General features: G+C 71.2%; 25 protein-coding genes. 7 read left to right on the top strand and 18 right to left on the bottom strand.

The genetic code is table 11. The features are described 5' to 3' along the window. Positions 1-39 precede the first annotated feature (39 nt). The gene (locus ATC03_RS03030) at positions 40-447 is read right to left on the bottom strand and encodes a winged helix-turn-helix transcriptional regulator (RefSeq protein ID WP_067872950.1); all 408 of its coding nucleotides are present in this window, start codon (positions 445-447) and stop codon (positions 40-42) included. A gap of 71 nt (positions 448-518) precedes the next feature. On the opposite strand from ATC03_RS03030, the gene ATC03_RS03035 reads away from it, so the two are divergent. Continuing rightward, positions 519-1,388: an NAD-dependent epimerase/dehydratase family protein gene (locus ATC03_RS03035; protein ID WP_067881242.1), complete on the top strand. Its 870-nt coding sequence runs from the start codon at positions 519-521 to the stop codon at positions 1,386-1,388. A gap of 119 nt (positions 1,389-1,507) precedes the next feature. Here the strand turns inward: ATC03_RS03035 and ATC03_RS03040 are convergent, their stop codons facing one another. The 7 genes from ATC03_RS03040 to ATC03_RS03070 form a co-directional block, all read right to left on the bottom strand. Further along, the gene (locus ATC03_RS03040) at positions 1,508-3,163 is read right to left on the bottom strand and encodes an amidohydrolase (protein ID WP_067872952.1); all 1,656 of its coding nucleotides are present in this window, start codon (positions 3,161-3,163) and stop codon (positions 1,508-1,510) included. Between the two features lie 80 nt (positions 3,164-3,243). Further along, entirely contained in the window at positions 3,244-4,107 is an 864-nt protein-coding gene (locus tag ATC03_RS03045) for an ABC transporter permease (RefSeq protein WP_335622261.1), read from the bottom strand. Next, positions 4,104-5,057 carry an ABC transporter permease gene (locus ATC03_RS03050; protein WP_067872954.1) on the bottom strand — a complete coding sequence of 318 codons (954 nt, stop codon included), beginning with the start codon at positions 5,055-5,057 and terminating at the stop codon, positions 4,104-4,106. The genes ATC03_RS03045 and ATC03_RS03050 overlap by 4 nt, the downstream gene beginning before the upstream one ends. After that, the gene (locus ATC03_RS03055) at positions 5,050-6,228 is read right to left on the bottom strand and encodes a polyamine ABC transporter substrate-binding protein (RefSeq protein WP_067872955.1); all 1,179 of its coding nucleotides are present in this window, start codon (positions 6,226-6,228) and stop codon (positions 5,050-5,052) included. Before ATC03_RS03055 ends, ATC03_RS03050 begins: the two co-directional genes overlap by 8 nt. A gap of 17 nt (positions 6,229-6,245) precedes the next feature. Then, the gene (locus ATC03_RS03060) at positions 6,246-7,433 is read right to left on the bottom strand and encodes an ABC transporter ATP-binding protein (RefSeq protein WP_067872958.1); all 1,188 of its coding nucleotides are present in this window, start codon (positions 7,431-7,433) and stop codon (positions 6,246-6,248) included. A 210-nt stretch (positions 7,434-7,643) separates the two neighbouring features. Next, positions 7,644-9,167, bottom strand: a complete 1,524-nt coding sequence (locus tag ATC03_RS03065) for a permease prefix domain 1-containing protein (protein ID WP_227820217.1) — start codon at positions 9,165-9,167, stop codon at positions 7,644-7,646. A gap of 1 nt (position 9,168) precedes the next feature. Next, entirely contained in the window at positions 9,169-9,534 is a 366-nt protein-coding gene (locus tag ATC03_RS03070) for a PadR family transcriptional regulator (RefSeq protein WP_067872961.1), read from the bottom strand. 261 nt (positions 9,535-9,795) lie between these two features. On the opposite strand from ATC03_RS03070, the gene ATC03_RS03075 reads away from it, so the two are divergent. The 5 genes from ATC03_RS03075 to ATC03_RS03095 all read left to right on the top strand — a co-directional run bounded on the left by ATC03_RS03075 (position 9,796) and on the right by ATC03_RS03095 (position 16,571). Then, positions 9,796-10,722 (top strand): hypothetical protein, encoded by a 927-nt coding sequence (locus ATC03_RS03075; protein ID WP_067872964.1) that lies wholly within the window; start codon positions 9,796-9,798, stop codon positions 10,720-10,722. Positions 10,723-11,039: 317 nt separating this feature from the next. Continuing rightward, entirely contained in the window at positions 11,040-12,374 is a 1,335-nt protein-coding gene (gene aceA / locus ATC03_RS03080) for an isocitrate lyase (protein ID WP_067872967.1), read from the top strand. Between the two features lie 70 nt (positions 12,375-12,444). Continuing rightward, on the top strand, positions 12,445-14,157 hold the full coding sequence (aceB, locus tag ATC03_RS03085) for a malate synthase A (RefSeq protein WP_227820218.1): 1,713 nt from the start codon (positions 12,445-12,447) through the stop codon (positions 14,155-14,157). A gap of 203 nt (positions 14,158-14,360) precedes the next feature. Beyond that, a complete protein-coding gene (locus ATC03_RS03090) occupies positions 14,361-14,906 on the top strand; it encodes a GNAT family N-acetyltransferase (RefSeq protein ID WP_335622262.1) in 546 nt (181 codons plus the stop codon). A gap of 267 nt (positions 14,907-15,173) precedes the next feature. Beyond that, a complete protein-coding gene (locus ATC03_RS03095) occupies positions 15,174-16,571 on the top strand; it encodes a PQQ-binding-like beta-propeller repeat protein (RefSeq protein ID WP_161490304.1) in 1,398 nt (465 codons plus the stop codon). A 123-nt stretch (positions 16,572-16,694) separates the two neighbouring features. On the opposite strand, the gene ATC03_RS03100 is transcribed toward ATC03_RS03095, so the two are convergent. Then, complete coding sequence (locus ATC03_RS03100) at positions 16,695-18,092, bottom strand: cryptochrome/photolyase family protein (protein ID WP_067872974.1); 1,398 nt, start codon at positions 18,090-18,092, stop codon at positions 16,695-16,697. 26 nt (positions 18,093-18,118) lie between these two features. Next, positions 18,119-19,648 carry an MFS transporter gene (locus tag ATC03_RS03105; RefSeq protein ID WP_161490305.1) on the bottom strand — a complete coding sequence of 510 codons (1,530 nt, stop codon included), beginning with the start codon at positions 19,646-19,648 and terminating at the stop codon, positions 18,119-18,121. A 56-nt stretch (positions 19,649-19,704) separates the two neighbouring features. Between ATC03_RS03105 and ATC03_RS03110 the strand changes: the two genes are divergently transcribed. After that, a complete protein-coding gene (locus tag ATC03_RS03110; RefSeq protein ID WP_067872981.1) occupies positions 19,705-20,664 on the top strand; it encodes an ArsR/SmtB family transcription factor in 960 nt (319 codons plus the stop codon). Positions 20,665-20,702: 38 nt separating this feature from the next. Here ATC03_RS03110 and ATC03_RS03115 read toward each other — a convergent pair whose 3' ends face one another. The 8 genes from ATC03_RS03115 to ATC03_RS03150 form a co-directional block, all read right to left on the bottom strand. Further along, positions 20,703-20,939, bottom strand: coding sequence for a hypothetical protein (locus ATC03_RS03115; RefSeq protein ID WP_067872985.1), 237 nt, complete (start codon positions 20,937-20,939; stop codon positions 20,703-20,705). Between the two features lie 80 nt (positions 20,940-21,019). After that, on the bottom strand, positions 21,020-21,259 hold the full coding sequence (locus ATC03_RS03120; RefSeq protein ID WP_067872987.1) for a hypothetical protein: 240 nt from the start codon (positions 21,257-21,259) through the stop codon (positions 21,020-21,022). Positions 21,260-21,302: 43 nt separating this feature from the next. Continuing rightward, complete coding sequence (locus ATC03_RS03125) at positions 21,303-21,644, bottom strand: YciI family protein (RefSeq protein WP_067872990.1); 342 nt, start codon at positions 21,642-21,644, stop codon at positions 21,303-21,305. A gap of 31 nt (positions 21,645-21,675) precedes the next feature. Next, on the bottom strand, positions 21,676-22,068 hold the full coding sequence (locus tag ATC03_RS03130; RefSeq protein ID WP_067872993.1) for a DUF1801 domain-containing protein: 393 nt from the start codon (positions 22,066-22,068) through the stop codon (positions 21,676-21,678). Between the two features lie 9 nt (positions 22,069-22,077). Further along, positions 22,078-22,461 (bottom strand): MmcQ/YjbR family DNA-binding protein, encoded by a 384-nt coding sequence (locus ATC03_RS03135; RefSeq protein WP_067881254.1) that lies wholly within the window; start codon positions 22,459-22,461, stop codon positions 22,078-22,080. 114 nt (positions 22,462-22,575) lie between these two features. Then, on the bottom strand, positions 22,576-23,550 hold the full coding sequence (locus ATC03_RS03140) for an NADP-dependent oxidoreductase (protein WP_067872995.1): 975 nt from the start codon (positions 23,548-23,550) through the stop codon (positions 22,576-22,578). Between the two features lie 24 nt (positions 23,551-23,574). After that, positions 23,575-24,396 carry an alpha/beta fold hydrolase gene (locus ATC03_RS20470; RefSeq protein ID WP_067872998.1) on the bottom strand — a complete coding sequence of 274 codons (822 nt, stop codon included), beginning with the start codon at positions 24,394-24,396 and terminating at the stop codon, positions 23,575-23,577. Then, complete coding sequence (locus ATC03_RS03150) at positions 24,393-25,115, bottom strand: YqaJ viral recombinase family protein (RefSeq protein ID WP_227820219.1); 723 nt, start codon at positions 25,113-25,115, stop codon at positions 24,393-24,395. Before ATC03_RS03150 ends, ATC03_RS20470 begins: the two co-directional genes overlap by 4 nt. Positions 25,116-25,126 lie beyond the last annotated feature (11 nt).

Raw genomic sequence — 25,126 nt, forward strand, 5'->3', positions numbered from 1 at the left:
GGGGCGCGTTCGTACCCGGTCGCGACCGATCGGAGGCGATCAGGCCGACGCGGCCCGTTCGCGTGCGGCCAGCACCTCGGGGACGTGGCGCTCGGCCCACGCGCGCATCGCGTCGATGGGCTCGAGCAGCGACTCCCCGAGCGGCGTGAGCGAGTACTCGACGCGGGGCGGCGAGTCCTGGAACGCCCGACGGCTGACGAGCCCGTCGTCTTCGAGTGCGCGGAGCGTCTCGGTGAGCACTTTGGGCGTCACCCGCCCGACCTGTGCCTTCAGCTCCGTGAAGCGCAGCGTTCCTGCGCGAGCCAGCGCCAGGATCACGAGCATGGTCCAGCGCTCGCCGATGCGCCCGAACACGACGCGACTCGGGCAGTCGGGGGCGAGCACGTCGTGGCCCGCGACCTCGGACGTGCCCCGGTCGTCCACGACGGATGTGACGTCGACGCGCATGATGTGACCCCAGGTTTCGTCGAGGGAAGTTCCGTTGAAGATACCGGACGTCGATCCGTACCGTGATCGACATGACCATTCTCCTCACCGGCGCGACCGGGTACATCGGATCCGTAATCCTCGACGCCCTCCTCGACGACGGGCACGACGTGCTCGCCGTCGTCCGCAGCGACAGCGCGGCCGAACGGGTCGCCGCCCGCGGTGCCACCGCGCTGGTCGGCGACGTGACCGATGTCGCGTGGTTCGCACGCGTGCTCGCCGACGCCGACGGCGCGATCCATGCCGCGGCCCCCGAAGCCGACGCCGAGGCGTTCAACGCCGCCGTGGTCGATGCGGCCGTGCAGGCGTTCTCGGGCACGGCCAAGCGCTTCGTGCTCACGAGCGGCGTGTGGGAGTACGGCGACGGCGGTGGCGACGCGATCGTCGACGACGGCCCGCTCGCACCGCCCGCGCTCGTCGCCTGGCGCGTGCCGATCGAGGAGCGCCTGCTCGCCTCTGGCGTCGACGCGGTGATCGTGGCCCCCGGCATCGTCTACGGCCACGGCAAGGGCCTGCTGAACCTCGTGACCGACGCCCCCGTCACCGCCGACGGCGAGCTCACGCTCCTCGGCGACGGCGAGCAGCGCTGGTCGTTCGTGCACGTCGACGACCTCGCACGGCTCTACCTGGTGGCGCTCACGAGCCCGGCCGCGGCCGGCCGCGTGATCGGCTCGGACGGTGCGCCGGTGAGAGTGCGGGCGCTCGCCGAGGCGGCGGCCGCGGCATCCGGAGCCCCGGGCGTCGTCACCGAGCCCGTCGAGGCGACCCGCGAGCGCCTCGGGGCCGCCTTCGCCGACGCGCTCCTGCTCGACCAGGCGGCCGACGGCGCGAAAGCCAGCGCTCTCGGGTGGGTGCCGCAGCGTGCGAGCGTGCTCGACGAGGTCGTGCTGACGAACGCGTAGGCCGCCTCGCCGCCCGAGTCGCCTCGTCGTTCGGTCGCTTGTGGTCGCATCGCGCGTCGGATGGCGACCACAGGCGACCGAACGATGTGCGCGGGTGCGGGTGCGGGTGCGAGGTGCGCTCAGGCGTCGGATGCCGCGTACACGCGCTCGCCCTCGACGAAGGTCTGCAGCACCCGCGTCGCCCCGATCTGCGAGGCGGGTCCGGCGAACGGGTCGCGGTCGAGCACGACGAGGTCGGCGTACTTGCCGACCTCGATCGTGCCGGTCACGTCGTCGAGGTGGTTCACGTAGGCCGAGCCCGCCGTGTAGGCGGTGAGCGAGGTGGCGAGGTCGATGGCCTGCTCGGGCAGGAACACGTCGTACTCGCCTTCTTCATGGCCCGGCGCAGAGAGCCGGTTCACGGCCACGTGGATCGCCGCGAGCGGATTCGGCGTCGAAACCGACCAGTCGCTGCCCGCCGCGAGCACCGCGCCCGAGCGCTGCAGGTCGCCGAACGGGTACTGCCACGCATCGCGCGGCGACCCGAGGAACGGCAGCGTGAGGTCGACCATCTGCGGCTCGAGCGCAGCCCAGAGCGACTGCATGTTCGCGGCCACGCCGAGCTCGCGGAACCGGCGGATGTCGTCGGGGTGCACGACCTGGATGTGCGCGATGTGGTGGCGGTGATCGCTTCGGCCGTTGCGTTCGATCGCGTGCTCGACGGCGTCGAGGCACTCGCGCACGGCACGGTCGCCGATGGCGTGGAAGTGCAGCTGGAACCCGATGGCGTCGAGCTGGGCCGCTGCCGGCAGCAGCACCGCGGGGTCGACGAACGAGATGCCCGAATTGTCGGTGAAGTGGCCGTGGCCGTCGCAATAGGGCTCGAGCATGGCGGCCGTGAAGTTCTCGGCGACGCCGTCCTGCATGATCTTGATGCTCGTCGAGCGGAAACGCCCGCCCTGGTACTGCGCGCGCTTCTCGACGAGCTCGTCGATCTGCTCGAGTCCGCGCAGGCGGTCCCACCAGAGTGCGCCGACGACGCGACCGGTCAGCTTGCCAGATGCTGCGGCCGAGACGTACGCAGGGCCGGGGTCGCCCGCGTCGCCGTACGTCCCGACGATCGCGTCCTGCCAGGCGGTGATGCCGTACGAGTGCAGGTACTCCTGTCCGAGCAGCAGCGCCTGCTCGAGCTCCTCGTCGGTCGTGCGGGGCAGCAGCCGGTTGACGAGGCCCATCGCGCCTTCGTGCAGGGTTCCGGATGGCGCGCCCGAGGCATCCCGCTCGATGCGGCCGTCGCTCGGGTCGGGCGTGTCGCGATCGATGCCCGCGAGGCGCAGTGCGGCGGAGTTCACCCAGGCGCCGTGCCCGTCGCGGTTCGGCAGGAACGCCGGGCGATCGGGCACGACGGTGTCGAGCTCGGCCGCGGTCGGGGTTCCGCCGGGGAAGGCCGACATCGACCAGCCGCCGCCGAGGATCCACTCCTCGTCGGGCTTCGCCGCGGCGTACGAGGCGATCGCGTCGAGGTAGGCGTCGCGCGTCTCGAGCTCGGCGAGGTTGCAGCGCATGAGGTCGAGTCCGCCCCAGACCGGGTGCACGTGCGCGTCCTGGAACCCGGGCACGAGCATGCGCCCGGCGAGGTCGACGTGCTCGGTGCGCGGACCGATGAGCTCGCGCACCTCGTCGTGCCCGACGGCGACGATGCGTCCGCCGGTCACCGCGACGGCGCTCGCACGTGTGCGCTGCGTGGTCGAGGTGAACACGGGCCCGCCCGAGAAGACGAGGTCGGCGTGGGTCATGAGGCTCCTTTCGCGGGCGCAGCAGCGCGCGGCCGCGGCATCCGGAAGTCGGTCGGAAGGGTGGGTCGCGATGGACCGGGTCAGCCGCCGCCCATCGTGCGGGCGATGTCGGCCGCGGAGTCGCCCGCGCGGCGCAGCACGTAGGCGACGAGGCCGAGCGCGATGAGCGTGAGCACGAGCATGATGGTCGAGACCGCGGCGATCTCGGGCCGCAGGCCGCTGCGCAGCGCACTCAGCACGTACACCGGCCACGGCGTCGAGCCCGAGACCGAGACGAAGGCCGCGATGACGGTGTTGTCGAGGCTCAGCGTGAACGAGAGCAGGAACCCGGCGAGCACCGCGGGCATCGCCAGCGGCAGGGTGACCTTGCGGAACGTGCGCACGGGCGTCGCGTAGAGGTCGGCCGACGCCTCCTCGAGGTTCGCCTCCTGGCCGACGAGGCGTGCGCGCACCAGGTACGACACGACCGCGACCGAGAACAGCGAGTGGCCGATCACGAGGCGCACGATGCCGTCGTTGAAGAGGGACATGCCGAGGTCCTGGCCGAGGAACACCATCCACGGCAGCAGCGCGACGGCGTCGACGATCTCGGGCGTCACCGACACGAGCAGCAGCAGGCCGAGGAACCACCAGACCCACTTGCCCGGGTTGCGTGCCATCGCGATGCCCGCGAGGGTGCCGAGCACCGTGGCGACGAGGGCGGCGATGAAGCCCGTCTGCACCGAGATCCACACGGCGTCGCGGATCGCGGGCTTCGCCAGCAGCGCGAGGAACGAGTCGAAGCCGAAGTGGTCCCACGAGACGAGCAGTCGCCCCACGTTGAACGACGACACGATGATCACGAGGATCGGCGCGAAGAGGAAGAGCATCACGAGGACGCCCCACACGTTGAACGCGACATCCGACCACGATCTGCGCGGTCGTCGGGTCAGTCGATCGCTCACGCGCCGACCTCCTCACGGATCGAAGCGGATGCCGCGGCCGGGCCGGAACCCGTCGTCGAGGCCACGGGGTCCGGCGGGCCGATGACCAACCGGTTGCGGGCGCGGAACGGCAGCGTCACGAGCCACACGATGCCGGCGCCGAGGCCCGCGGTCAGCAGGATCACGAAGATCAGCACGACCGCCATCGCCGACCCGAGCGCCCAGTTCTGCGCGGTCTGGAACTGGCTCGCGACGAGCTGGCCGACCATGTTGCCCTTCGCCCCGCCGAGCACGGTCGCCGTGATGTAGTCGCCCATGAGCGGGATGTACACGAGCAGCACGCCCGCGATGATGCCCGGCTGCGCGAGCGGCAGCGTCACCCGGAAGAACGTCGTCCACTTGCCGGCGCCGAGGTCCTTCGAGGCCTCGCGCAGCGGCCCGTTGACCCGGTCGAACGCGACGAACAGGGGCAGGATCATGAGCGGCAGGTAGTTGTAGACCACGCCGAGCAGCACCGCGCCGCGCGTGTTGAGGATCGCGAGCGGCTCGAACCCGATGGCCTGGAGCGCCGACGACAGCCAGCCGTCGGGCGAGAGGATCACCTGCCAGCCGATGGTGCGCACCAGGAAGTTCGTCCAGAACGGCACCATGACGAGCGCGACGAGTAGGCCGCGCTTCGACGGCGGCGCCTTGACGGCCATCCAGTACGCGACCGGCAGGCCGATCAGGAAGCAGAGCGCGGTACCGGCGATGCCCACCCACAGGGTGTTCTGGAAGGTCGCGAAGAAGGTCGGGTCGAGCACCTCGGCGTACCGGTCGAACGAGAGCCGGTCGGTCGCCTGCGTCGCGAAGATGCTCGGCTTGTAGCCGAAGCTGAACCACACGACCATCGCCACGGGGGCGATGAAGAAGATCAGCAGCCAGGCCCACGCGGGCGCGGCCAGCAGGAATCCGGGGGTTCGTCTACGCACCAGCCGCCGCCTTCATCCGGTTCCAGATCTGCACGATCCGTTCCTGCGCCTCGGTCAGCTCGCCCTCGTGCATGGTGGCGAGCTGCTCGGGGGTGAAGAACACGAGGTCGAGCATCGGCAGCCCGGCATCGGCGGCCGCCTGCTCGGCGTCCTTCGCGCCCGTGTGGTAGCCGATGTAGTCGAGTTCGTCGAGCGCGTTCTGCGGCTCGAGCACGTAGTTGATGAACGCGTGCGCGGCCTCGGGGTGGGGTGCGCCGGCGGGGATCGCCCAGTTGTCCATCCAGATCTCGGTGGCGGGGGAGCCCAGCACGAACTTCCAGCGGTCGGGGTCGGGGCTCTCGAGGATCCCGAGCCGCGCGTCGCCGTTGTACGACTGCATGAGCATCTGCGTCGCCTGCGGGATCGCGCCGCCCCCGGGGTACGGGTCGAAGGCCGAGATGTGCGGCGCCAGCTCCTCGACGAGGAACTTCTCGGCGGCGTCGAGCTCGGCCTCGTCGGTCGTGTTCCACGGAACGCCGTTCGCCCAGAAGTACAGGCCCGTGAGCTCGGCCGGGTCGTCGAGCACCGACGTCTTGCCGCTCGCCTCGTTCTGCGCCGCGTCGATGAAGTCGTTCCAGTCCTTGAGCTCGCGCTTGATGAGGGTCACGTCGTAGACGAAGCCGGTCGTGCCCCAGGCCTTGCAGATCGAGTACTCGTTGTCGGGGTCCCAGGCGCGGCCGAGGAACGCGGGGTCGAGGTACTCGATGTTCGGGATCAGGTCTCGGTTCAGCTTGGTCAGCAGCCCGTGCTCGGCCATCTGCGCGACGAACGTGCCGGTCGGCACGACGAGGTCGTAGCCGCTCGTGCCGCGTGCGCCGACGAGCTTGGCCACCATCTCCTCGTTCGAGTTGAAGGCGCTCAACGACACCTTCGGGCCGAGGTCGGCGGTGAACGCGTCGAGCACGTCGGGGGCGTCGTAGTCGCCCCAGGTGTAGATCGAGAGGCGGTCCTCGAGGGGAGCGCCCGATGCGCGGGTCGTCGTCGAGGCGCCCGGTGACGAGCACGCGGCGAGGGCCGCCGTCGTGCCCGCCGCGGCGGCGAAGCTCAGGAACCGGCGACGCGAGAGCTCGCGGCGGATCGTCTTGGCCGCGCCGGCCGGGGCGAGGATTCGGATGTCGGGTTCGCGTGACATGGGGGATCCGATCGGGCTCAGGCCGTGGGCGGCGCGACGTAGCCGCCCGCGCTCGCCGCGTCGTCGGACGGGAACAGCAGCACGCTCTCGGCGCGCCACGAGCACACGACGGCGTCGCCGACCGCGAGCTGCGGCGCCTCGGGCGACGGGCGGCGTGCGATGAGGCTCTGGTCGTCGCCGAGCTGCACGAGGTACTGCATGGTCTCGCCCAGGTGCGAGACGCCGATCAGCCTGCCGCGAGCGGTGTTCGAGGTTCCGGATGCCGCGGCATCCGGTGCGTCGGCCGCGATCTCCACGAACTCGGGGCGCACGGCTGCCTGGCCCTGCTCGCCCACGGCCAGTTCGGCCGCCCCGCCGCGCACGAGGGCATGCACCGAGTCGACGGCGGCACCGCCCTCGACGACCGTGCCGCGGAAGAAGTTCTGCTGGCCGACGAATGCGGCGACGTAGGCCGAGGCCGGCCTGGCGTAGACCGTGTCCGCGTCGGCGAGCTGCTCGATGCGTCCGCTGCGCATGATCGCGATGCGGTCGCTCATCGAGAGGGCCTCGCCCTGGTCGTGCGTGACGAACACGAACGTGATGCCGAGCCGGGACTGCAGCAGCTTCAGCTCGAGCTGCATCTCTTCACGAAGCTGGCGGTCGAGCGCGCCGAGCGGTTCGTCGAGCAGCAGCACCGAGGGGCGGTTGACGAGCGCGCGCGCGAGTGCGACGCGCTGCTGCTGGCCGCCCGAGAGCTGCGTCGGCTTGCGGTCGGCGAAGCCGCGCATCTGGGCGAGGTCGAGCGCGTCGACGACGCGCTGCCGGATCTCCGACTTCGGCGTGCGCTTCTGCTGCAGGCCGTAGGCGACGTTCTCGGCGACCGACATGTGCGGGAACAGCGCGTACGCCTGGAACACCGTGTTGACGTCGCGGCGGTACGGCGGCACACCCAGGACGGATCGTCCGGAGACGCGGATGTCACCGGCATCCGGATGCTCGAAGCCCGCGATCATGCGGAGTGTGGTGGTCTTGCCGCAGCCCGAGGGGCCGAGGAGCGAGATGAACTCGCCCGGCTGGATCGTGAGCGAGAGGCGGTCGACGGCGGTCGCGTCGCCGTAGTGCTTCGTGACCGAGTCGATGACGACGGTTCCGGGCGCCTCGCCGTGCGGGGTTCCGGCGCCGGGAGCCGCACCGCCGCCGGCCTCGATCGTGGTTGCCGTGGTCATCTGATGACGCCTCCTGTTCACCCGCGCAGCATCGCGCCGGAGGCCATTCAAGCTCTGCGGCCGCCGCCGTGCAACGCCGCGGAGAGGAATGAGACATTCCATCGCGGTCTGAAGTCGCGACCCGACAGTCCGTCTGGTCGGTCGGCTGCGGGTCGTCGGCCGGCCCGCCGGCCCGTCGCGGTCGCGACTCCGTTCCCGCGACGTCGCCGATCAGGCGAACTTGAAGACCGGCGGGAAGACGACCACGAGGATCGCAGCCCAAGCCAGGTAGACGGGCAGGTACCCGGTCTGCCACCGCTCGAGGCGATCGAACGGCTCCCGTCCGCGGAGGAACCCGAGCTGCAGCCAGGCCGCCCAGGCGAGGTTCACGAGCAGGATCAGGTTGAGCCCGAGCGACGCCGTCTTGTTCGGGCTGAAGCCGAACTCGCCCGTGCGCCCGACCATCGCGACGAGCACGAACACGTCGACCACGAGCGCCGCGACGAGCATCGCGAACTGGATGCGGTCGAACCATCCCGGCCGCTGCAGCGGGTCGCGCGACGAGTACGAGTACACGAGCAGACCGAGCACGACGACCAGCACGAGATCGAACGCGATGAGCAGCTCGCGATCGGCATCCACGATGTTCCACTGCAGCACGGCGGCCACGACGAGCGCGATCAGCATGATCGCGAACAGCGGGGTGAAGACCTTCGTGAGCACTGGGGCGATGTTCTCGATCACGCGCTGCTTGGCGTCGACGAGCCACGCGGCGACCAGCAGCGCGCCCGGAATCGCGCACGGCAGCACCCACTCCCCGAAGAACCACGCCACGTCGACGTCGATCGTCGAGAACACGCCGATCGTGAGCGCCGAGAGGGCGGCGCCGACGAGCGCGATGAGCACGTAGTACACGAGCCACTCGCCGCTGAACCGCACGAAGTCCATGCGATCGGCGCTGCTGCGCCACCGCCCGGCCGCGTACGCGACGCCCGTCATCAGCCAGAGTGCGGCGGCGGCGCCGAGCGAAGCCAGCAGCTCGGTGTCGGTGACCGGGCCGCCGAACGCCTGCGCATCGCTGAGGGAGGCCCACGGGAAGACGTTCAGCGCGACGGCCGCGACCGCGAACGCGCCCGCGACGGCGAGCACGGCGCCGACCGGCGGGCGGTGGCGCCACACGAACCAGGCGGCGAGGAACGGCAGCACGAGCAGCGCGGCGTTCCGCAGGAAGAAGGCGGGGTCGGCCCCGAGGAGCGCGGCGGCCTTCACCGCAGCGCCGGCGCCGACGCCCAGCGCGAGCGCGACGGCGAGCCCGTTCGCGCGCTTCCAGAACGGGGCGCGCGTGCCCGCGGCATCCGCTCGGTCGGAGGTTCCGGATGCCGCGGCGAGCGTGTTCGCGTCGGCCGCGCCGGGCTCCGCGTGGCCGTCGAGCACGAGCTGCTTCCACAACCGTTCGGAGTGCACGCGGGCGTACTCGTGCGAGAGCTCGTCGACCGCGCCGAGCCGCTTGACGGCGACGAGGAAGGCCTCGTCGTCGTGCAGCCCGACCTCGCGCAGCCCGTCGACCCGGTCGAGCAGGTGGCTCTCGAGCTCGTCGAGGTCGGCGTCGGTCACGGCGTCGTGGCGCTGCATCCAGGTGCGCCAGGAGGCGACGAGGGTGTCGAGCTCGTCGGGTGCGTGGGGTGCGTGGGGTGCGTGGGGTGCGTCGGGCGTTCCGGGAGCGGTCGCGTCGTGCTCGGGGGTCTCGGGCGCCATGTCAGATCTCCCCGAAGGCCAGGCGCATGCGCGGGCCGCCGTCGTCTGGCCAGACCTTGCTGAGCAGGTCGCCGACGACCGACCACTGGCGGCGCTGCTCGGCGAGCACACCCGCACCCTGTTCGGTCAGGCGGTAGTGCTTGCGCGGGCGCCCGCTGTCGGACTGGCGCCACTCGGAGCGCACGTGGCCGAGGCGCTCGAGTCGGTGCAGCAGGGGGTAGAGCATGCCGTCGCTCCATTCGAGTTCGCCGTCGGAGAGCGCGGTGATGCGCTGCAGGATCGCGTAGCCGTACGACTCGCCCTCGGCGAGGATGCCGAGCACGACGGGCGTCGCTGCCGCGGCGACGAGGTCTTTGCCGATGCGCATGATTGGCCTCTTCCGGATCGTACCTTGCAGCTCAAGGTATCTGGATCAGCAATATACCTTGCACTGCGAGGTATCGCCACTCGCGGGTGACTCGTCTCCATCGAGATGCCACTTCTTGCCGCATCCGGAGGCCTGAGTGCGACCAAAGCTGTCATCTCGGCGGGTGAGGGCTCGTCCTCCACACAGCGGCCGCGCGAGCCGCCGTCGGCTCGCGGGCGCTGGTCGGCGGTCGCAGCGCGGAGACGCCGCGACGATTCGCTGATGACCCGACCGACACCGCTTCCACGCCGGTTCGAAGACGTGCCGTTCACCACCTCCGACGCGATCGCCGCGGGTGTGACGCCCCGTCGGCTCCGCTCCGTCACCTTGGCGTCGCCCCATCGTGGTGTCCGGGTCGATGCGCGGCGCCTCCGCGATCTGCACGAGCGCTGTTCGGCGCTCGCCGTGGTCATGACCGATGGCCAGGCCTTCACCGGTCCGACCGCGGCCGGGCTGCTCGGCCTGCCGTTGCCGCTCGCGCTCGTACGCGATCCGCGACTCCACGTCGTCGTGCTCGACGGCACGCGGGCGCCGCGGCGGCGCGGGGTGATCGCGGGCCGCAGTTCGGCGAGGCCGGTCCTGGTCGGCGTCGCCGGCGTGCGCGGAACCCTGCTGACCTCTCCGGCCGACACCTGGTGCTCGCTCGCGGTGCACGTGGGTCTCGACGACCTCATCGCGGCCGGCGATCGCCTGCTCGGCCTCCCGGCGCCGCTCGCCGGCGAGCACGCGATCGACGAGGCGATCTCGCGCCACGGATCGAGGCGGGGTGCGCGCCGCCTCGCCGAGGCGCGGCTGGCGATGCGGGCGCACGTGTACTCGCCTCGCGAGACGTTCACACGCCTCGCGCTCACCCGTGCAGGACTGCCCGAGCCCGAGCCGAACGGCATGATCGTGCTGCGTTCAGGTCGTCGTACGCGCGGCGACCTGGTGTTCCGCATGTACAAGGTGCTGGTCGAGTACGAGGGCGAGCAGCACCTCTTCGACGTCGACCAGTGGGCGACGGATGTCGGGAGGCTCAACGATCTCATCGACGACGGGTGGTGGGTGATCCGCGTCACGAAGCGGATGCCGCGAACCGAAGCCGTGGCCCGCACTCGCCGTGCGCTCCTGGATCGCGGGTGGCCCGGGCTTCGCCGGACGCCGAGATGACATGTCTGGTCGCCACTCGGCGCTCGGAAGCGGCGACAAGTGGCATCTCGACGCCCGGTGGGGGGCTCGGCGGGGCCGGCGGGGCGCGGCGGGAGGCCGGACAGGCGCACAGACGCCGAAGATTTCGCGGCGCAGAACTTCCTCAGAAGTTCACCCCCCGAATCGTCGGTCGAGGTGTGCAGGCCGCCCGCAGAGTGGAAGCACAGCCACCCCGGACGGTGTCGAGGCAGACACCGGAAGGGCCGCAGGAGACATCCGCCCGAGACATCCGACCGCCGCATCGAACCGGCGCCGGACCGCACCGAAGGAGCACCACGATGAGCACGAACCGCCCCGGAGACCAGACCCAGACCGCAGCCGAACTGCAGCTCGAGTGGGACGCGAACCCGCGCTGGGAGGGCGTCAGCCGCGACTACACCGCCGAGGACGTCATCGCCCTCCGCGGCCCGGTGCGCGAGGAGCGCACGCTCGCCAAGCGCGGCGCCGAGCGCCTGTGGGACGACATCCAGAAGAACACGGGCACCGCGTTCGCGCCGCAGGAGGACCCGCAGTGGTCTGCCGCGCTCGGCGCCCTCACCGGCAACCAGGCCGTGCAGCAGGTGCGCGCGGGCCTCAAGGCCATCTACCTCAGCGGGTGGCAGGTCGCGGCCGACGCGAACCTCAGCGGCCAGACCTACCCCGACCAGTCGCTCTACCCCGCCAACTCGGTTCCGGCGGTCGTGCGCCGCATCAACAACGCGCTGCTGCGCACGGGCCAGATCGAGCAGGGCACCGAGGCCCAGACCGGCATCGCCGACTGGATGGCCCCCATCGTCGCCGACGCCGAGGCCGGCTTCGGCGGCCCGCTGAACGCCTACGAGCTCATGCACCAGATGATCGAGGCGGGCGCGGCCGGCGTGCACTGGGAGGACCAGCTCGCGAGCGAGAAGAAGTGCGGCCACATGGGCGGCAAGGTGCTCATTCCGACCAGCCAGCACATCCGCACCATCAACGCGGCCCGTCTGGCGGCGGATGTCGCGGGGGTGCCGTCGATCATCATCGCCCGCACCGACGCGCTCGCCGCGACCCTCATCACGAGCGACCACGACGAGCGCGACAAGCCGTTCGTCACGGGCGAGCGCACCGCCGAGGGCTTCTACAACGTGCAGAACGGCATCGAGCCGGTCATCGCCCGCGGTCTCGCGTATGCCGAGTACGCCGACCTGCTCTGGGTCGAGTCCGCCGAGCCCGACCTCGACCTCGCGCGTCGCTTCGCCGAGGCCGTGCACGCGAAGTTCCCGGGCAAGCGCCTGAGCTACAACTGCTCGCCGAGCTTCAACTGGAAGCGCCACCTCGACGACGACCAGATCGCGAAGTTCCAGCGCGAGCTCGCGTCGATGGGCTACGCGTTCCAGTTCATCACCCTCGCGGGCTTCCACTCCCTGAACCACGGCATGTTCACGCTCGCCAAGGACTACAACGAGCGTCACATGTCGGCCTACGTCGAGCTCCAGGAGGCGGAATTCGCCTCGGAGGCATCCGGCTACACCGCGACGCGCCACCAGCGCGAAGTCGGCACCGGCTACTTCGACCAGATCGCCACGGCGCTGAACCCCAACAGCGCGACGCTCGCCCTCGTCGGATCGACCGAGGAAGAACAGTTCCAGCACTGACCCTCTCGCCGGTCGAGGGGCCCGCGCAGCCCGTGCGCCCCTCGACCGACGACGCGAAGGAGACGACATCATGAACACGACACCCGCCATGACCCTCGACCGCGAGCGAGCGGATGCCGCATCCGCCCGCCTGCCCGAACCGAAGCCCGCCACCGGCAGCTTCCAGACCGTCGAGCCCCGCATCGAGGTCGCCCGTTCGGGCGCGGAGCGCGCGGCATCCGTCGACCGCGCCGACGAGATCCTCACGCCCGAGGCGCTCGCGTTCCTCGCGACGCTGCACGACCGCTTCGCCGGCACCCGCCACGAGCTGCTCGCCGAGCGCCTGAAGACCCGCGTGGACGCGGCGAACGGCCGCGACCCGCGCTTCATGCCCGAGACGGCATGGATCCGCGACGACGCATCCTGGCGTGTTGCGGGCCCCGGCCCGGGCCTCGAGGACCGTCGAGTGGAGATCACCGGCCCGACCGACCGCAAGATGGCCATCAACGCCCTGAACTCGGGCGCGAAGGTCTGGCTCGCCGACCAGGAGGACGCCACGAGCCCCACCTGGGAGAACGTCATCGGCGGGCAGGTGACGCTCTTCGACTTCCTGCGCGGCGACCTCTCGTACACGAGCCCCGAGGGCAAGGAGTACCGCGTCACCGCGTCGGAGACCCCGACCATCGTGATGCGCCCGCGCGGCTGGCACCTCGTCGAGAAGCACCTGACGTTCCACGACCGCGCCGGGCGCGCCATGCCCGCGTCGGGCTCCCTCGTCGACTTCGGGCTGTACTTCTTCCACAACGCGCAGGCGCTCATCGCGGCCGGACGCGGGCCGTACTTCTACCTGCCGAAGCTCGAGTCGCACCGCGAGGCGAAGCTCTGGAACGACATCTTCGTCTTCTCGCAGCAGGCGCTCGGCATCCCGCAGGGCACGATCCGCGCGACCGTGCTCATCGAGACGATCCAGGCCGCGTTCCAGATGGACGAGATCCTCTACGAACTGCGCGACCACTGCGCCGGCCTCAACGCCGGTCGTTGGGACTACATCTTCTCGATCGTGAAGACCTTCCGCTCGCGGGGACGCCGCTGGGTCTTCCCCGACCGCAAGGCGATCACCATGACGGTGCCGTTCATGCGGGCCTACACCGAACTGCTCGTGCAGACGTGCCACAAGCGCGGCGCACACGCGATCGGCGGCATGAGCGCGTTCATCCCGAACCGCCGCGACCCCGAGGTGACCGAGCGGGCCCTGACCGCGGTCTCGGCCGACAAGCGCCGCGAGGCGGGCGACGGCTTCGACGGCACATGGGTGGCCCACCCCGACCTGATCCCGACGGCCCGCGCCGAGTTCGACGCGGTGCTCGGCGACCGGCCCAACCAGGTCGACCGCCTGCGCGACGACGTGCAGGTCACCGCGGCCGACCTGCTCGACATCCCGTCGATCGGCGGCGAGGTCACCGAGGCCGGCGTGCGCGACAACGTCTCGATCGCGATCCGCTACATCGAGTCGTGGCTTCGCGGCACAGGTGCCGCGGCGATCGACAACCTCATGGAGGACGCCGCGACCGCCGAGATCTCGCGCTCGCAGATCTGGCAGTGGCTCGACAACAACACCGTCACCGCCGAGGGCACGCGCATCGACCAGACGTCGATCGTGCGCCTCATGGCCGAGGCCGTCGCCGCCCTGCCGCGCTTCGAGGGCGACCGGTTCGACGATGCGATCTCGGTGTTCCGCACCGTGGCGCTCGAGCCGGAGTTCCCGACGTTCCTCACGGTGGGGGCGTACGCCCGGTTCCTCTGACCCGTCGAGTCGCCCCGATTCCGCAACGGCGTCGGGCGGCTCGGCACCGCCGCGGTTCCCGAAGGGCCGCGTCGACCGCATCCGGCGATCCCGGAAGGTGCAACGGTCGGCGCGGCCCTCTCGGCGCCGCGGCGGGGCACCTCTCGTCACCGTGCGAAACCCGGCGCGCGGCGACATCCGTCGGCCTGTCAGACTGTCGAATCGTGACCCGAACCACGATTCGCCAGGCCAGGCCGACGGATGCCGCGGCGCTCGCCGAACTCGCCGCCGACACGTTCCCGCTCGCCTGCCCGCCCTCGACCACCGCCGAGGCGATCGCCGAGTTCATCGCCGTCAACTTCACGGTGGCGAGGTTCGAGGGGTACCTGGCCGACCCGGATCGCGTGATCATCGTGGCCGAGCCCGACTCCGGTGACCTCGTCGGCTACACGATGCTCATCGGCGGCGATCCGAGCGATGCGGATGTCGCGGCAGTCGTCGTCGCTCGCCCCGTCGTCGAGCTCAGCAAGTTCTACACGCGGGCCTCGGCGCACGGCACCGGATCGGTCGCGGGGCCGCTCATGGAGGGCACCCTCGAGGCGGCGCGTGCCACCGGCGCGGTCGCGGCGTGGCTCGGCGTGAACGAGGAGAACGGTCGCGCGATCCGCTTCTACGAGAAGCACGGGTTCGTGAAGGCCGGGCGCAAGCACTTCCGGCTCGGCGACCGCGACGAGGAGGACTGGGTGCTCGCACGGCCGCTCACGGCCTGACCGCTCCGCTGGAGGACGCGCACGGCCTGGCCGCGCCCCGACCGGAGGACCCGCTCGGCGCGAGTCCCCGGTGCGCGCGTCGGCGCCCGGGCACTCCCGCGCCGATCGGGTCCTCCGGCCTGTCGCTCGTGCGGCCTGTGGATGATCCCGGCGGCCGACGCGGAACGCGGACAGACTCTCCGGGTGCGTGTCCCCTTGATTCCTGTGCTCTTGTGCATCGCCGTGCTGCCCCTCGTCGGATGCACGGCCCCGCCACCGCCTGACTTCGTGACCGAGGTTTGGCCCGTCTGGACGAATGAGGTCGATCTGGTCGGCGACCTCGCCGTGCACGACGAGGTCGTTGTCGCGTACTTCCAAGACGGCGCGGAACTCAAGATCGGAGGATGGGAGGCCGTCAGTGGTGATCTGCTCTGGTCATTCGTCGCGGATGTCGGCACCTACACGCGAGGGATCGTTCTGCAGCCATCGATCGTCGAAGGTGATGGGTTCGACGCAGCGGTGTACTTGGCACCCGGCCGTACCGATTGGAATACAGGTTGGAACCGCATCAAGGCGATCGACATCCGCACCGGTCGGGCGTTCGACTTCGAAGCCGAACCCGGAAAGCGAAGCTCCGATTCGCCGGTCTCTGCGCTCTCAGCTCCCAGTCGGTGTGACGACGAACCGTCGGCCGCCTGCTTCCACGGCCGTATGGGTGACAACGCGGTCCCCGGGCCGCTGCGCCTCGACCTCGAGACCGCCACGCTCGAACTCGAGGCCCGCAGTGGAATACCCGCGGATGCCCGCGACCTCGGTGCCGGCATCTACTCGACGAACGATCGACCGCCGACCGGAGTGGAGCGACTCGGTTACATCGCCGAGGGTGAGGCGCAATGGGAGTTCGACTACGAGGAGGTGTTCGGGCGCGGATTCTCGTCGGACGGCGGCTGGTCATGGACGAAGATCGGCGCGGAGGATGATGCGATCCTCATCGGATGGGGCGGGCCTGCCCAAGACGAGAAGGTCTTGGCCGCGACGAAGCAGATCGACCTCGACGATGGGCGCCTCCTGGCGTTGGAGGCCGACAGCGGGGAGCTGCTCTGGTCGATCGAAGGAGCCGGTGACGCCTCCTGCCGGGCCGGTCAGATCTCAGCGGCGCTGGTGGAGGACGTATTTCCGGTGTGCGTCCTGAAGTCCGGCGCAGCCATGTTCGGCGATGATCATCTGCTGGAGCGAATCGAAGTCGAAATGGGTGTGCGTGGCGTCGACGTTCGAACGGGCGCCGTCGTCTGGGAACGATGGCTCGGCTCCGACCCATCGAACTACAACTCCACCGTGGAGCTGAACGCACCCACCGGCGCGGGGGAGTGGCGATCGGTGCACGATCAGCGCGGCTGGCATTCCTTGAACGTCGTGACCGGCGCAATGACCGATCTCGACGAGGCATCGATCGTCATGTGTTCTCGACAAGACGATCCCTTCGTTCCCGATTGGGCCGTCGAACGAGACATTCGCGACTCCGGTTACAACTCGGGCGAAATTCGATTTCCCTGCACGCTCGACCTGCTCCCCACCGAGTCCGCGGCCGCTTCAGTCGGCGCGCTCCGTCAGGGAGCGGCCGAACTCGACGGCGAGGTCTTCGTTGTCAAGTCCGCCGCCGGGCTGGTGGCGTATCGGCTCGAATGACTCCGGTACTTCGGTACTCCGGTACTCCGGTACTCCGGTACTCCGGTACTCCGGTACTCCGGTACTCCGGTACTCCGGTGCCGGGTCCGCAGGTCGAACCCGGTCGCTCGTCGGCGCCGCGCCTCAACGCGCCGACTTCACCGCGGCGTAGCCCGCGAGGGCGGCCGCACGCGACTCGCCGAGATCCACGATCGGCTCGGGGTACTCCTCGGTGTCGACCTCAGGCACCCATCGGTGCACGTAGGCGCCGTCGGGGTCGAACTTCTTCGCCTGCAGCAGCGGATTGAACACGCGGAAGTAGGGCGCGGCATCCGCCCCCGAGCCGGCGACCCACTGCCAGTTGAACGGGTTCGAGGCCGCGTCGGCGTCGACGAGCGTGTCCCAGAACCACTGTTCGCCGATGCGCCAGTCGATGAGCAGGTTCTTCGTGAGGAACGACGCCGTGACCATGCGCACCCGGTTGTGCATGCTGCCCGTGTGCCACAGCTCGCGCATGCCGGCGTCGACGATCGGCACGCCCGTGCGGCCCTCCTCCCACGCTCGCAGCGCGGCCGGGTGCAGCCGGGGCCACGGGAACGCGTCGAACTCGGGCCGCCAGTTGCGGGTCGCGAGATCCGGTGCGTGGAACAGCACGTGCCAGGCGAACTCGCGCCAGCCGAGCTCGGCGAGGAACCGGGCCCGGCCCGTCGTCTCGCCGCGGCCGCCTGCGCCGCCGCCCGCGCCGCCGGTCGACCGGCGCTCGCGCACCGCGTGCCACACCTCGAACGGGCTGATCTCGCCCCAGCGCAGGTGCGGCGACAACCGGGAGGTCGCGTCGATCGACGGGCGGTCGCGGTCGTCGTCGTAGTCGGCGAGCCGCTCGTCGAGGAACTCCTCGAGCCGGTCGTGCGCCGCGGCGCGGCCAGGGGTCCACATCTCGCGGAGACCCGCCGCCCAGTCGGGGCGCGTCGGCAGCAGGCGCCACGTCGCGAGCTCGTCGCTGGCGACATCCGGAACGTGCGCTTCGAGCACATCGGGCACGGCGAGCGGATGCCGCGGCTCGGGCGCCGAGAGGCAGGCGCGCCAGTACGGCGTGAAGACCGAGTAGGGCGTGCCCTGCCCGGTGCGGATCGTCCAGGGCTCGAAGAGGAGGTTGCCCGCGAAGCTCTTCACGTCGAGCCCGTCTTCGGCGAGCGCGGTCTTCAGCTCGGTGTCGAGGTCGCGCTCGGGGCCGCCGTAGCGGCGGTTCCAGAACACGGCGTCGGCGCCGGTCTCTTCCACGAGCGAGCGGATGACGCGGTCCGCCGCTCCCCGACGCAGCACGAGGGTCGTGCCGAGTGCCTCGAGGCCGCGCCGCAGGGCCTCGAGCGAGCCGTGCAGCCACCAGCGGGCGGCGCCGCCGAGCGGCCGGACACCGGGGGACTCCTCGTCGAGCACGTACACGCACACGACCGGGGCGCCGCGTTCGGCCGCGGCCGAGAGCGCCGGGTGATCGCCGACCCGCAGGTCGTCGCGGAACCAGACGATCGTCGGTGCGGGCATGCGCCCGACCCTACCCGGTGGGCTGCCTAGGAGACTCGGGGTTGCGCAGCGCGCGCGGCATCCGCTCGAGCGGCCGCAGCTCGCGCGATCGCCCAGGTGCCGAGCCCCGACGCGAGGAAGATCGCGCCGAGGATCGCCCACCCGGCGAACCCCAGGCTGAGTGCCGTCGCGGTGACGACCGCGGGCGCGAGCGTCGCCCCGATCGAGTAGCCCATCGAGTACACGCCCTGGTAGGTGCCGGCCTGCACGGGGTCGGCGAGCTCGAAGCTGAGGCCCCAGCCGCCCGCCTGCGAGAGCACCTCGGCGAACGCGTGCGTGATCGACGCGAGCACGATGAACACGACCGAGAACCACACCGGCAGCCCGGCGGCCGCGGCGTAGACGAGGCAGGTCGCGGCCATGAGCCAGGCGGCGATCGCCGAGACGCGTCCGGCGCGGCGCAGGTCGTGCGTTCCCCGCGAGAGCGGCACCTGGAACAGCACCACGATCACCGTGTTGATGATGAGCACGGCCGACACGAGCACCGCCGACGCATCGGTCTCGTGCGCGATCCACAGTGGCACGCCGATCTCGGCGACGCCGAACTGCATGCCGAAGATCGCGCTGAGACCGGTGAGGGCGAGGTAGCGGGGGTCGCGCCACGGCGAGTGCGCGAAACGCCTGCGGCGGTTGGCCGAGGGCGTCGGACGAGCGGATGCCGCGGGCGCGGCGTCGTTCGCGCCGCGGCCGCTCGCGGCATCCGCCCCACCCGTCTCGACCACGTCGTCGTCGTCGACCGTGCCGTCCACGACCGCGACCGCGCCCGTCACGGGCGGGATCGGGCGCGCATCGACGCTCGCCGGCAGCTTCACGAGCCGCACGAGGGCGAGGAGGTAGAGCGCGCCGGCGGCGACGAGCAGGATCCGGTACGCCTCGGCCGTGCCGATCGCGAGCGCGAGCGCGCCGAGACCCGAGCCGACCGCGATCGACACGTTCGTGACCGTGCGCAGCACCGCTCTGGCGTGCACGCGCTGCTCGGCCTCGAACGCCCGCGCGAGGATCGCCATGCGGGTCGAGTTCGCACCCTGGCCGAACGCGCCGACGACGACCGCGACGACGAGCGCCGACACGAAGTCGCCGGTCGCGGCGTAGCAGAGCAGCCCGAGCCCCTCGAGCGTCGTGAACACGAGCAGCACGCGGCGGGCGCTCATGCGGTCGGCGAGCCAGCCGCCCGCGAGCGCGGCGACGATGCCGGCCGCGCTCGCCGCACCGAGCACGATCGCGATCTCGTGCGCGGGCAGCCCGACGATGAGCGTGAAGTACAGCACCGTGATCGTGATGAAGATGCCGCGGCCGACTCGGCTGATGAGCGTGGCCGTCACGAGGATCCGCAGCACCGGGTCGGAGACGGATGCCGCGATGCGGGCCACCAGACCCGGCTTGCCGGTACCCGGGGCGTCGGGGTCGCCCTCGGCTTGCGCCGCGGCATCCGCTTGATCGATGCTCGTGGCGGCGGCCTCGAGGTCGGGTTCGATGACGGGCAACGAGGAGGTGTCGGGACTCGGGGTAGGGCTCACCCTGTCGATCCTGCTGAGGGCGTCGGCCGGGCGAAATCGATGTAGCGTAGTCCTACATGTTGCGCTACGTGCTGAACGAGGACGACGTCGGAGCCGTGCGCTTCGCCCTCTCGCCGCTCTGCGAGCTGGGCCTGTCGCTGCGAGCGATCCGCGAGCCCGCGAGGTTCCCGCTGCAGCTCGGCTGGCTGCGGCGCACTGAAGAGGCGCGCGAACGTCTCGACATGCGCGTGCTCGGCGCCCTCATCGACGAGCGCATGTGGACGCCCGACTTCCTGAACCCCCGACCCGCGTCGCCGCTCACGCGCCTCGAAGACGAGTTCCGGGCGCTCGCCGCGACGCCGGCAGACGTGTTCCGCAGCGACCTCGTCGCCGTGCACGGGCATGTGCCCGAAGTGTTTGCCGGGTCGACGAGTCAGGCGCTCCGCCGCATCATCCGTGCCCTCAGACAGCTCTGGGAGACCTGCTTCGAGCCGTACTGGCCGCGCATGCGCGCCGTGCTCGAGGCCGACGTCGTCTACCGCGGCCGCCAGATCGCCCAGGCCGGCGTGGCGAGCATGCTCAACGGGCTGTCGCCGCGCATCGCCTACGACCACGGCGTGGTCTCGGTGCGGCTCGCCGACCCGAACGACCGCACGCTCGCGATCGACGGCAACGGCCTCACGCTCATGCCCACGATGTTCACGCGTCGCGCCTCGGCGCCGGTCGGCGACGGCCCGCCCATGATCCTCTACTCGGCTCGCGGCCAGGGTGCCCTCTGGGAGGCCGAGCCCGTGGCCAACCCCGCCGCCGTCGCCGCGGTGCTCGGCGAGACGCGCGCGAGCCTGCTCGCCGCGCTCGGCGACCCCGCGTCTTCCACCGAGCTCGGCGTGCGCTTCGGCGTCACCGCCTCGGCCGTGAACCAGCACCTGCGCGTGCTCCGCGACGCCGGTCTGCTCGTGAGCACCCGCTACGGCCGCAGCGTGCTCTACCTGCGCAGCGAACTCGGCTCGGCCCTGCTGGAGTCCCGCTCGGGCTGACGCTCCGGCGACGGGACTGAGGGCGAGCAGGCTGCGCGTCATCCCGCTGTCATGCGATTGACCGCTGTGACCACGCACGAGATGCCGACCCAGAGAGCACCTGCACCGACGATGAGCATCATCCCGGGCGTCGTGTACTTGGCCTCCTGCTCGGCTCCGCGCCCACCCATCGCCCGGATCAGGCGTGCCTGCGCTCGAGCGACCCTCACGCGGAAGATGATGATGAGGACCCCGATGACCACCAGGATCAGCCCCGTGATGAACTGGAACCACACGGCGGATCAGGCCTGCTTCGAGGCGTTGAGACGCGCGCGTATCCCTCGTCGCGGACACGACGAGATGGAGTCGGCGGCGCTCAAGATGCGTCGTTTCGAGAGATCTCGGCCCGGGACGGCGACTGACCCGCGGGTGCGGAGGGGGTGTCGCGCGCCGGCCACACGACGAGCAGGAAGGCGGCGATCGGGCCCAGGAACGCGGTGAGCAGGAACCAGGTCCAGGCCGACCGGTTGCGGGTGCGCGCGTAGCCGCCCGCCAGGATCGCCACGGTCAGCCACAACGCCGTGATCATGCCGGTGCCCGCAGGGTCGATGTTCATGGGCGCAACGCTATCGCGGCCGCGCGCGCGAGTCGGTCGGCGCTCAGCTCTCGGGGTCGTACATGAACTCCCGCACCTCCTGCGCGCAGCGGCAGGCCGTGGCGATCTTCGCTGCCCACTCGAGGGCGGCCTCGCGCGTGGGGAGCTCGAGCACGGTGTAGCCGCCGTCGAACTGCGCGGTCTGCGGGTAGGTGCCCTGGGTGACCGTGCCGTCGCCGTCGACCAGCACGGGCGGGACGCCCTCGTCGATGCCGCCGCCGAACACCCAGACGCCCGCGTCCTTCGCCTCCTGCACGACGGCGTGCGACGCGTCGGCCACGGCAGGCAGTTCCTCTGCGGTGACCTGCATCGCACTGCTCGGGAACGAGATCAGGTACTTCGTCATCGGGTCGTCTCCTCGTCGTTCGTCGGTGCGGTCATTCCTCCGCCAGCCAGGCGCGGATGACGGCGATGATCGCGTCTCGCCGGCCGGCGGGTTCGCCGGCGTTCGGCAGGGCGAGGCTCGCCCTGATGTCGGAATGCCACGTCAGCACGCCCTCGGGATCGCCCGCGAACGTCGGCGCGGCACCCTTGCTCTCGGCGCGCCCGGCGCCGAAGTGCAGGATCAGCCGAGCCGGGCCTCTGCCCGCGGCGTTGATCGTGAGCCGATCGACGCCGCCCAGCGTGTAGCTGGGGGAGTTCCACTTCACGATCTCGACGAGATCGGGCTCTGCCTCGCGCACGAGCGCCCGCAACGCGTCGACCTCGGCCCGCCGCTCGGGCGACTGGGCGGCGAGGAACTCGTCGACGGTTTCGAATCGTGTGGGCATGCGGCGATGCTAACGCTCGTCGAACTCGCGCCGCAGGTACTTCGGCGCCTGCACGCGCCACGCCTCGGTCACGAGTTCGGCGAGGTGGTCGAGTTCGACGCCGGCCATGCGGAACGCGATCTTCGGCTCGGCCCACGGGGTCGTCGTGCGCAGGAACACGTCGGGCGCCATCTGCTTGAGCGCCATGGCGTCGACCGGATCGGCGACCTTGACGCCGACGACGAGCTCGGCCGCGACGATCGCGCGCACGTCGTCGGGGATGCTCGGCCACGGGTGGCACTCCCACGCGTACAGCTTGTTGCGCACGAACCACGCGGCGCCGCCCGTGGTCGCGCGCTCTTCACTGCCGGGCAGCGTCTCGGCCGTGCGGCGCAGGTCGTCGAGAGTGGCCACGAGGGCGAGCATACGCAGCGCCACCGACACGATGGACGCGGTCGCACGGTCGTCGACCGAACGAGAAGCAGACGAATGGCGGATGCCGCGGCATCCGCTCGCTCGAACGAAGCCCTACTCGGGGTCGGGCGCGACCCGCAGCACGACCTTGCCCCGCACGTGCCCGCCCTCGACGAGGCGGTGCGCCTCTGCGCCGTCGGCGAGCGGGAGTTCGCGGTCGACGTGCACGCGCAGGGCGCCGTCGTCGACGAGCCGCGTGAGCACGGCGAGCGTGCGGGCGTCGGGGGAGCACGAGTAGCCGGTGGCGCGGATGCCGCGGGCGGCCGCCTCGTCGGCCATGGTCGGCCAGGATCCGGTGGGCACGTTGACGACGAGCCCGCCACGGCGGATCACGTCGAGCGAGCGGGTGCCCGTGTCGTCCTTCACATTGCCGATGAGGTCGATCACGACGTCCTGCTCGCCGGCGACCTCCTCGAACCGCTCGGCGCGGTAGTCGATGACGTGCTCGGCGCCGAGGCCGCGCACGAACTCGACGTTGTCGGGTCCGCAAGTGGCCGTGACGTGCGCGCCGAAGTAGGCGGCGAGCTGCACCGCGAGGTGGCCGACGCCGCCCGCGCCGGCGTGCACGAGCACGCGCTGTCCGTCGTGCACGCGGGCGACGTCGACGATCGCACCCCATGCGGTGAGCGCGGCGATCGGCAGGGCGGCGGCCTCGACGAAGCCGAGGGAGGACGGCATCGGGGCGAGGCTCATCGACGAGACGGTGGCGAACTCGGCGAAGCTGCCTGGCGTGCGCGGCGGTCGCGCGGCACCGTAGACGCGGTCGCCGACGTGCAGCGGATGCGCCGCGTAGGGCACCTGCTCGACGATGCCGGCGAAGTCGTTGCCGAGCACGACCGGGAAGCCCGCGATCGCGGCCGAGGTGCCGCGGCCCGCGCGCGTCTTGACGTCGATCGGGTTCACGCCGGCGGCGATGACGCGCACGACCACCTCGTCGCCGATGCGGGTCGGCCGGTCGACGTCGGCGACGTGCAGTTCATCGGCATCGCCCGTGCGATCGATCACCAGGGCGCGCATCGTGTCGGTCATGCACCCATCCTCGCGCGCCGGGCGTCAGAAGTCCCGCAGCCAGCGCCCGACCTGCTCGGTGAGCACGTGCGACTGGGCGGCGGGCCCGTCGTCGCGCGCCGGCAGCACGAGCATGGGTCCGGCGACGCCGGCGGCCCAGCGCTCGGCCGTCGACAGGGGGTGCACGGGGTCGCGCAGGGCGCCGACCACGAGCGAGCGGATGCCGCGGCCCTCGAGCTCGGCCAGTTCGGCGTCGTCGCGGAACGCCCGGTTGCGCGGCACCTCGACCAGGCGCATGGCCCGGCGCGCGGCATCGGGGGCGGTGAACTGGGCGAGCAGCGCGCGGGCGCCGAGGGGGGAGATCTCGGCGACGCGGTGGTAGACCTCGCGCTCCTGGAACTCGGCGGAGCCCGAGGCGCCTGCGTCGGTGAGCACCTGCCCGATCACGGGGAACGGCCTGAGGTTCTCGGGCACGGGGCTGTCGTCGAACGAGGGGCGGATGAACACCGCGCGTTCGACGGGCAGCAGGCCTTCGAGCGCGATGCGGAGTGCGATCGCCGCACCCATCGAGATGCCCATGATCGTGATCGGCGACTCGGGGTCGACGCGCACACCGCCGTCGGTGCCCGACGAGACGGAGGCGGCCCCGGCCGCGAGCGCGACCCGCACCGCCTCGGCAACCTCGGCCGCCAGTCGGGAGATCGCGAAGTCGGCCGCGTCGCCGACCTCGAGGAATCCGCCGTGGGCGCGCACGTCGGGCGCGATGACGAGTTCGTCTTCGCCGAGCACCTCGTGCACCATCGGCTCGAGCAGGGTCAACGGCTGGCGGCGGTCGGCCCCGAGGCCGTGCAGCAGCACGACCGTCATGCGAGCACGCTCGGCCGGTAGTAGGCGCGCGCCTCCTGAACGTGTGCCTGCGTCGGTCGGATCGCCTCGAGGAGTTCGTCGGCCAGCTGCACGAGGATCGCGATCTGGTCGTCGTCGCGGTCGACCCATCGGCACTCGGGCTCGGCACCGACGGGCACGAAGTCCTCGTGCTGCTCCCACACGATGAGGGTGCGCTCGGCGCCGAGCACGTACTGCTGCCACCACACCTGACGAAGGTAGTTGCGCGGCACGGCCCGCCACGGCTTCGAGGTGGTCTTGATCTCGCAGAGTTCGAGCACGCCTCGGTCGGTCACGCGCAGGCCGTCGGGCGTGGCCAGGTGACGGCGGTCGGATGCCGCGTGGTACAGCAGTGACGAATGGAGCATGCCGTGCTCGCGGGCCGCCCAGGCGGCGATGACGGGCTCGCGTTCGCGGCCGTGGTCGGTGTAGCGGCTGCCGCCGAAGCTGCGGGGGGCGCCGTGCAACTTCTCCCAGGCCGCCGACTTCACCGAGGTGCGGGTTGCGAGCTTCGCGGCATCCGTCGCGGTGATGCCCTGCGACCTGGCGCGGAGCCAGGCGACCCGGTCGGTCGAGTCGGCGACGATGCGCGTCTCGTGGGGCAGCTTCGCGCGGGGCGCGATGGTGCCGCGCGCCTCACGGGTCTCACGCATGTCGCCGTCGGGCGTGAGATCGAAGAGCGCGAAGGGGGAGTCGGGCACCCCCCGAGAAT

Source organism: Agromyces aureus, assembly GCF_001660485.1.
Lineage (GTDB): Bacteria > Actinomycetota > Actinomycetes > Actinomycetales > Microbacteriaceae > Agromyces > Agromyces aureus.

Excerpts from the sequence above, each read along its gene's own strand:
- ATC03_RS03140 (WP_067872995.1), bottom strand. The coding sequence starts at position 23,550 with ATGACCGACACGATGCGCGCCCTGGTGATCGATCGCACGGGCGATGCC.
- ATC03_RS03070 (WP_067872961.1), bottom strand. The coding sequence starts at position 9,534 with ATGCGCATCGGCAAAGACCTCGTCGCCGCGGCAGCGACGCCCGTCGTG.
- aceA (WP_067872967.1), top strand. The coding sequence starts at position 11,040 with ATGAGCACGAACCGCCCCGGAGACCAGACCCAGACCGCAGCCGAACTG.
- ATC03_RS03100 (WP_067872974.1), bottom strand. The coding sequence starts at position 18,092 with ATGCCCGCACCGACGATCGTCTGGTTCCGCGACGACCTGCGGGTCGGC.
- ATC03_RS03030 (WP_067872950.1), bottom strand. The coding sequence starts at position 447 with ATGCGCGTCGACGTCACATCCGTCGTGGACGACCGGGGCACGTCCGAG.
- ATC03_RS03130 (WP_067872993.1), bottom strand. The coding sequence starts at position 22,068 with ATGCCCACACGATTCGAAACCGTCGACGAGTTCCTCGCCGCCCAGTCG.
- ATC03_RS03065 (WP_227820217.1), bottom strand. The coding sequence starts at position 9,167 with ATGGCGCCCGAGACCCCCGAGCACGACGCGACCGCTCCCGGAACGCCC.
- ATC03_RS03110 (WP_067872981.1), top strand. The coding sequence starts at position 19,705 with ATGTTGCGCTACGTGCTGAACGAGGACGACGTCGGAGCCGTGCGCTTC.
- ATC03_RS03055 (WP_067872955.1), bottom strand. The coding sequence starts at position 6,228 with ATGTCACGCGAACCCGACATCCGAATCCTCGCCCCGGCCGGCGCGGCC.
- aceB (WP_227820218.1), top strand. The coding sequence starts at position 12,445 with ATGAACACGACACCCGCCATGACCCTCGACCGCGAGCGAGCGGATGCC.
- ATC03_RS03040 (WP_067872952.1), bottom strand. The coding sequence starts at position 3,163 with ATGACCCACGCCGACCTCGTCTTCTCGGGCGGGCCCGTGTTCACCTCG.
- ATC03_RS03035 (WP_067881242.1), top strand. The coding sequence starts at position 519 with ATGACCATTCTCCTCACCGGCGCGACCGGGTACATCGGATCCGTAATC.
- ATC03_RS20470 (WP_067872998.1), bottom strand. The coding sequence starts at position 24,396 with ATGACGGTCGTGCTGCTGCACGGCCTCGGGGCCGACCGCCGCCAGCCG.
- ATC03_RS03060 (WP_067872958.1), bottom strand. The coding sequence starts at position 7,433 with ATGACCACGGCAACCACGATCGAGGCCGGCGGCGGTGCGGCTCCCGGC.
- ATC03_RS03075 (WP_067872964.1), top strand. The coding sequence starts at position 9,796 with ATGACCCGACCGACACCGCTTCCACGCCGGTTCGAAGACGTGCCGTTC.
- ATC03_RS03120 (WP_067872987.1), bottom strand. The coding sequence starts at position 21,259 with ATGAACATCGACCCTGCGGGCACCGGCATGATCACGGCGTTGTGGCTG.
- ATC03_RS03125 (WP_067872990.1), bottom strand. The coding sequence starts at position 21,644 with ATGACGAAGTACCTGATCTCGTTCCCGAGCAGTGCGATGCAGGTCACC.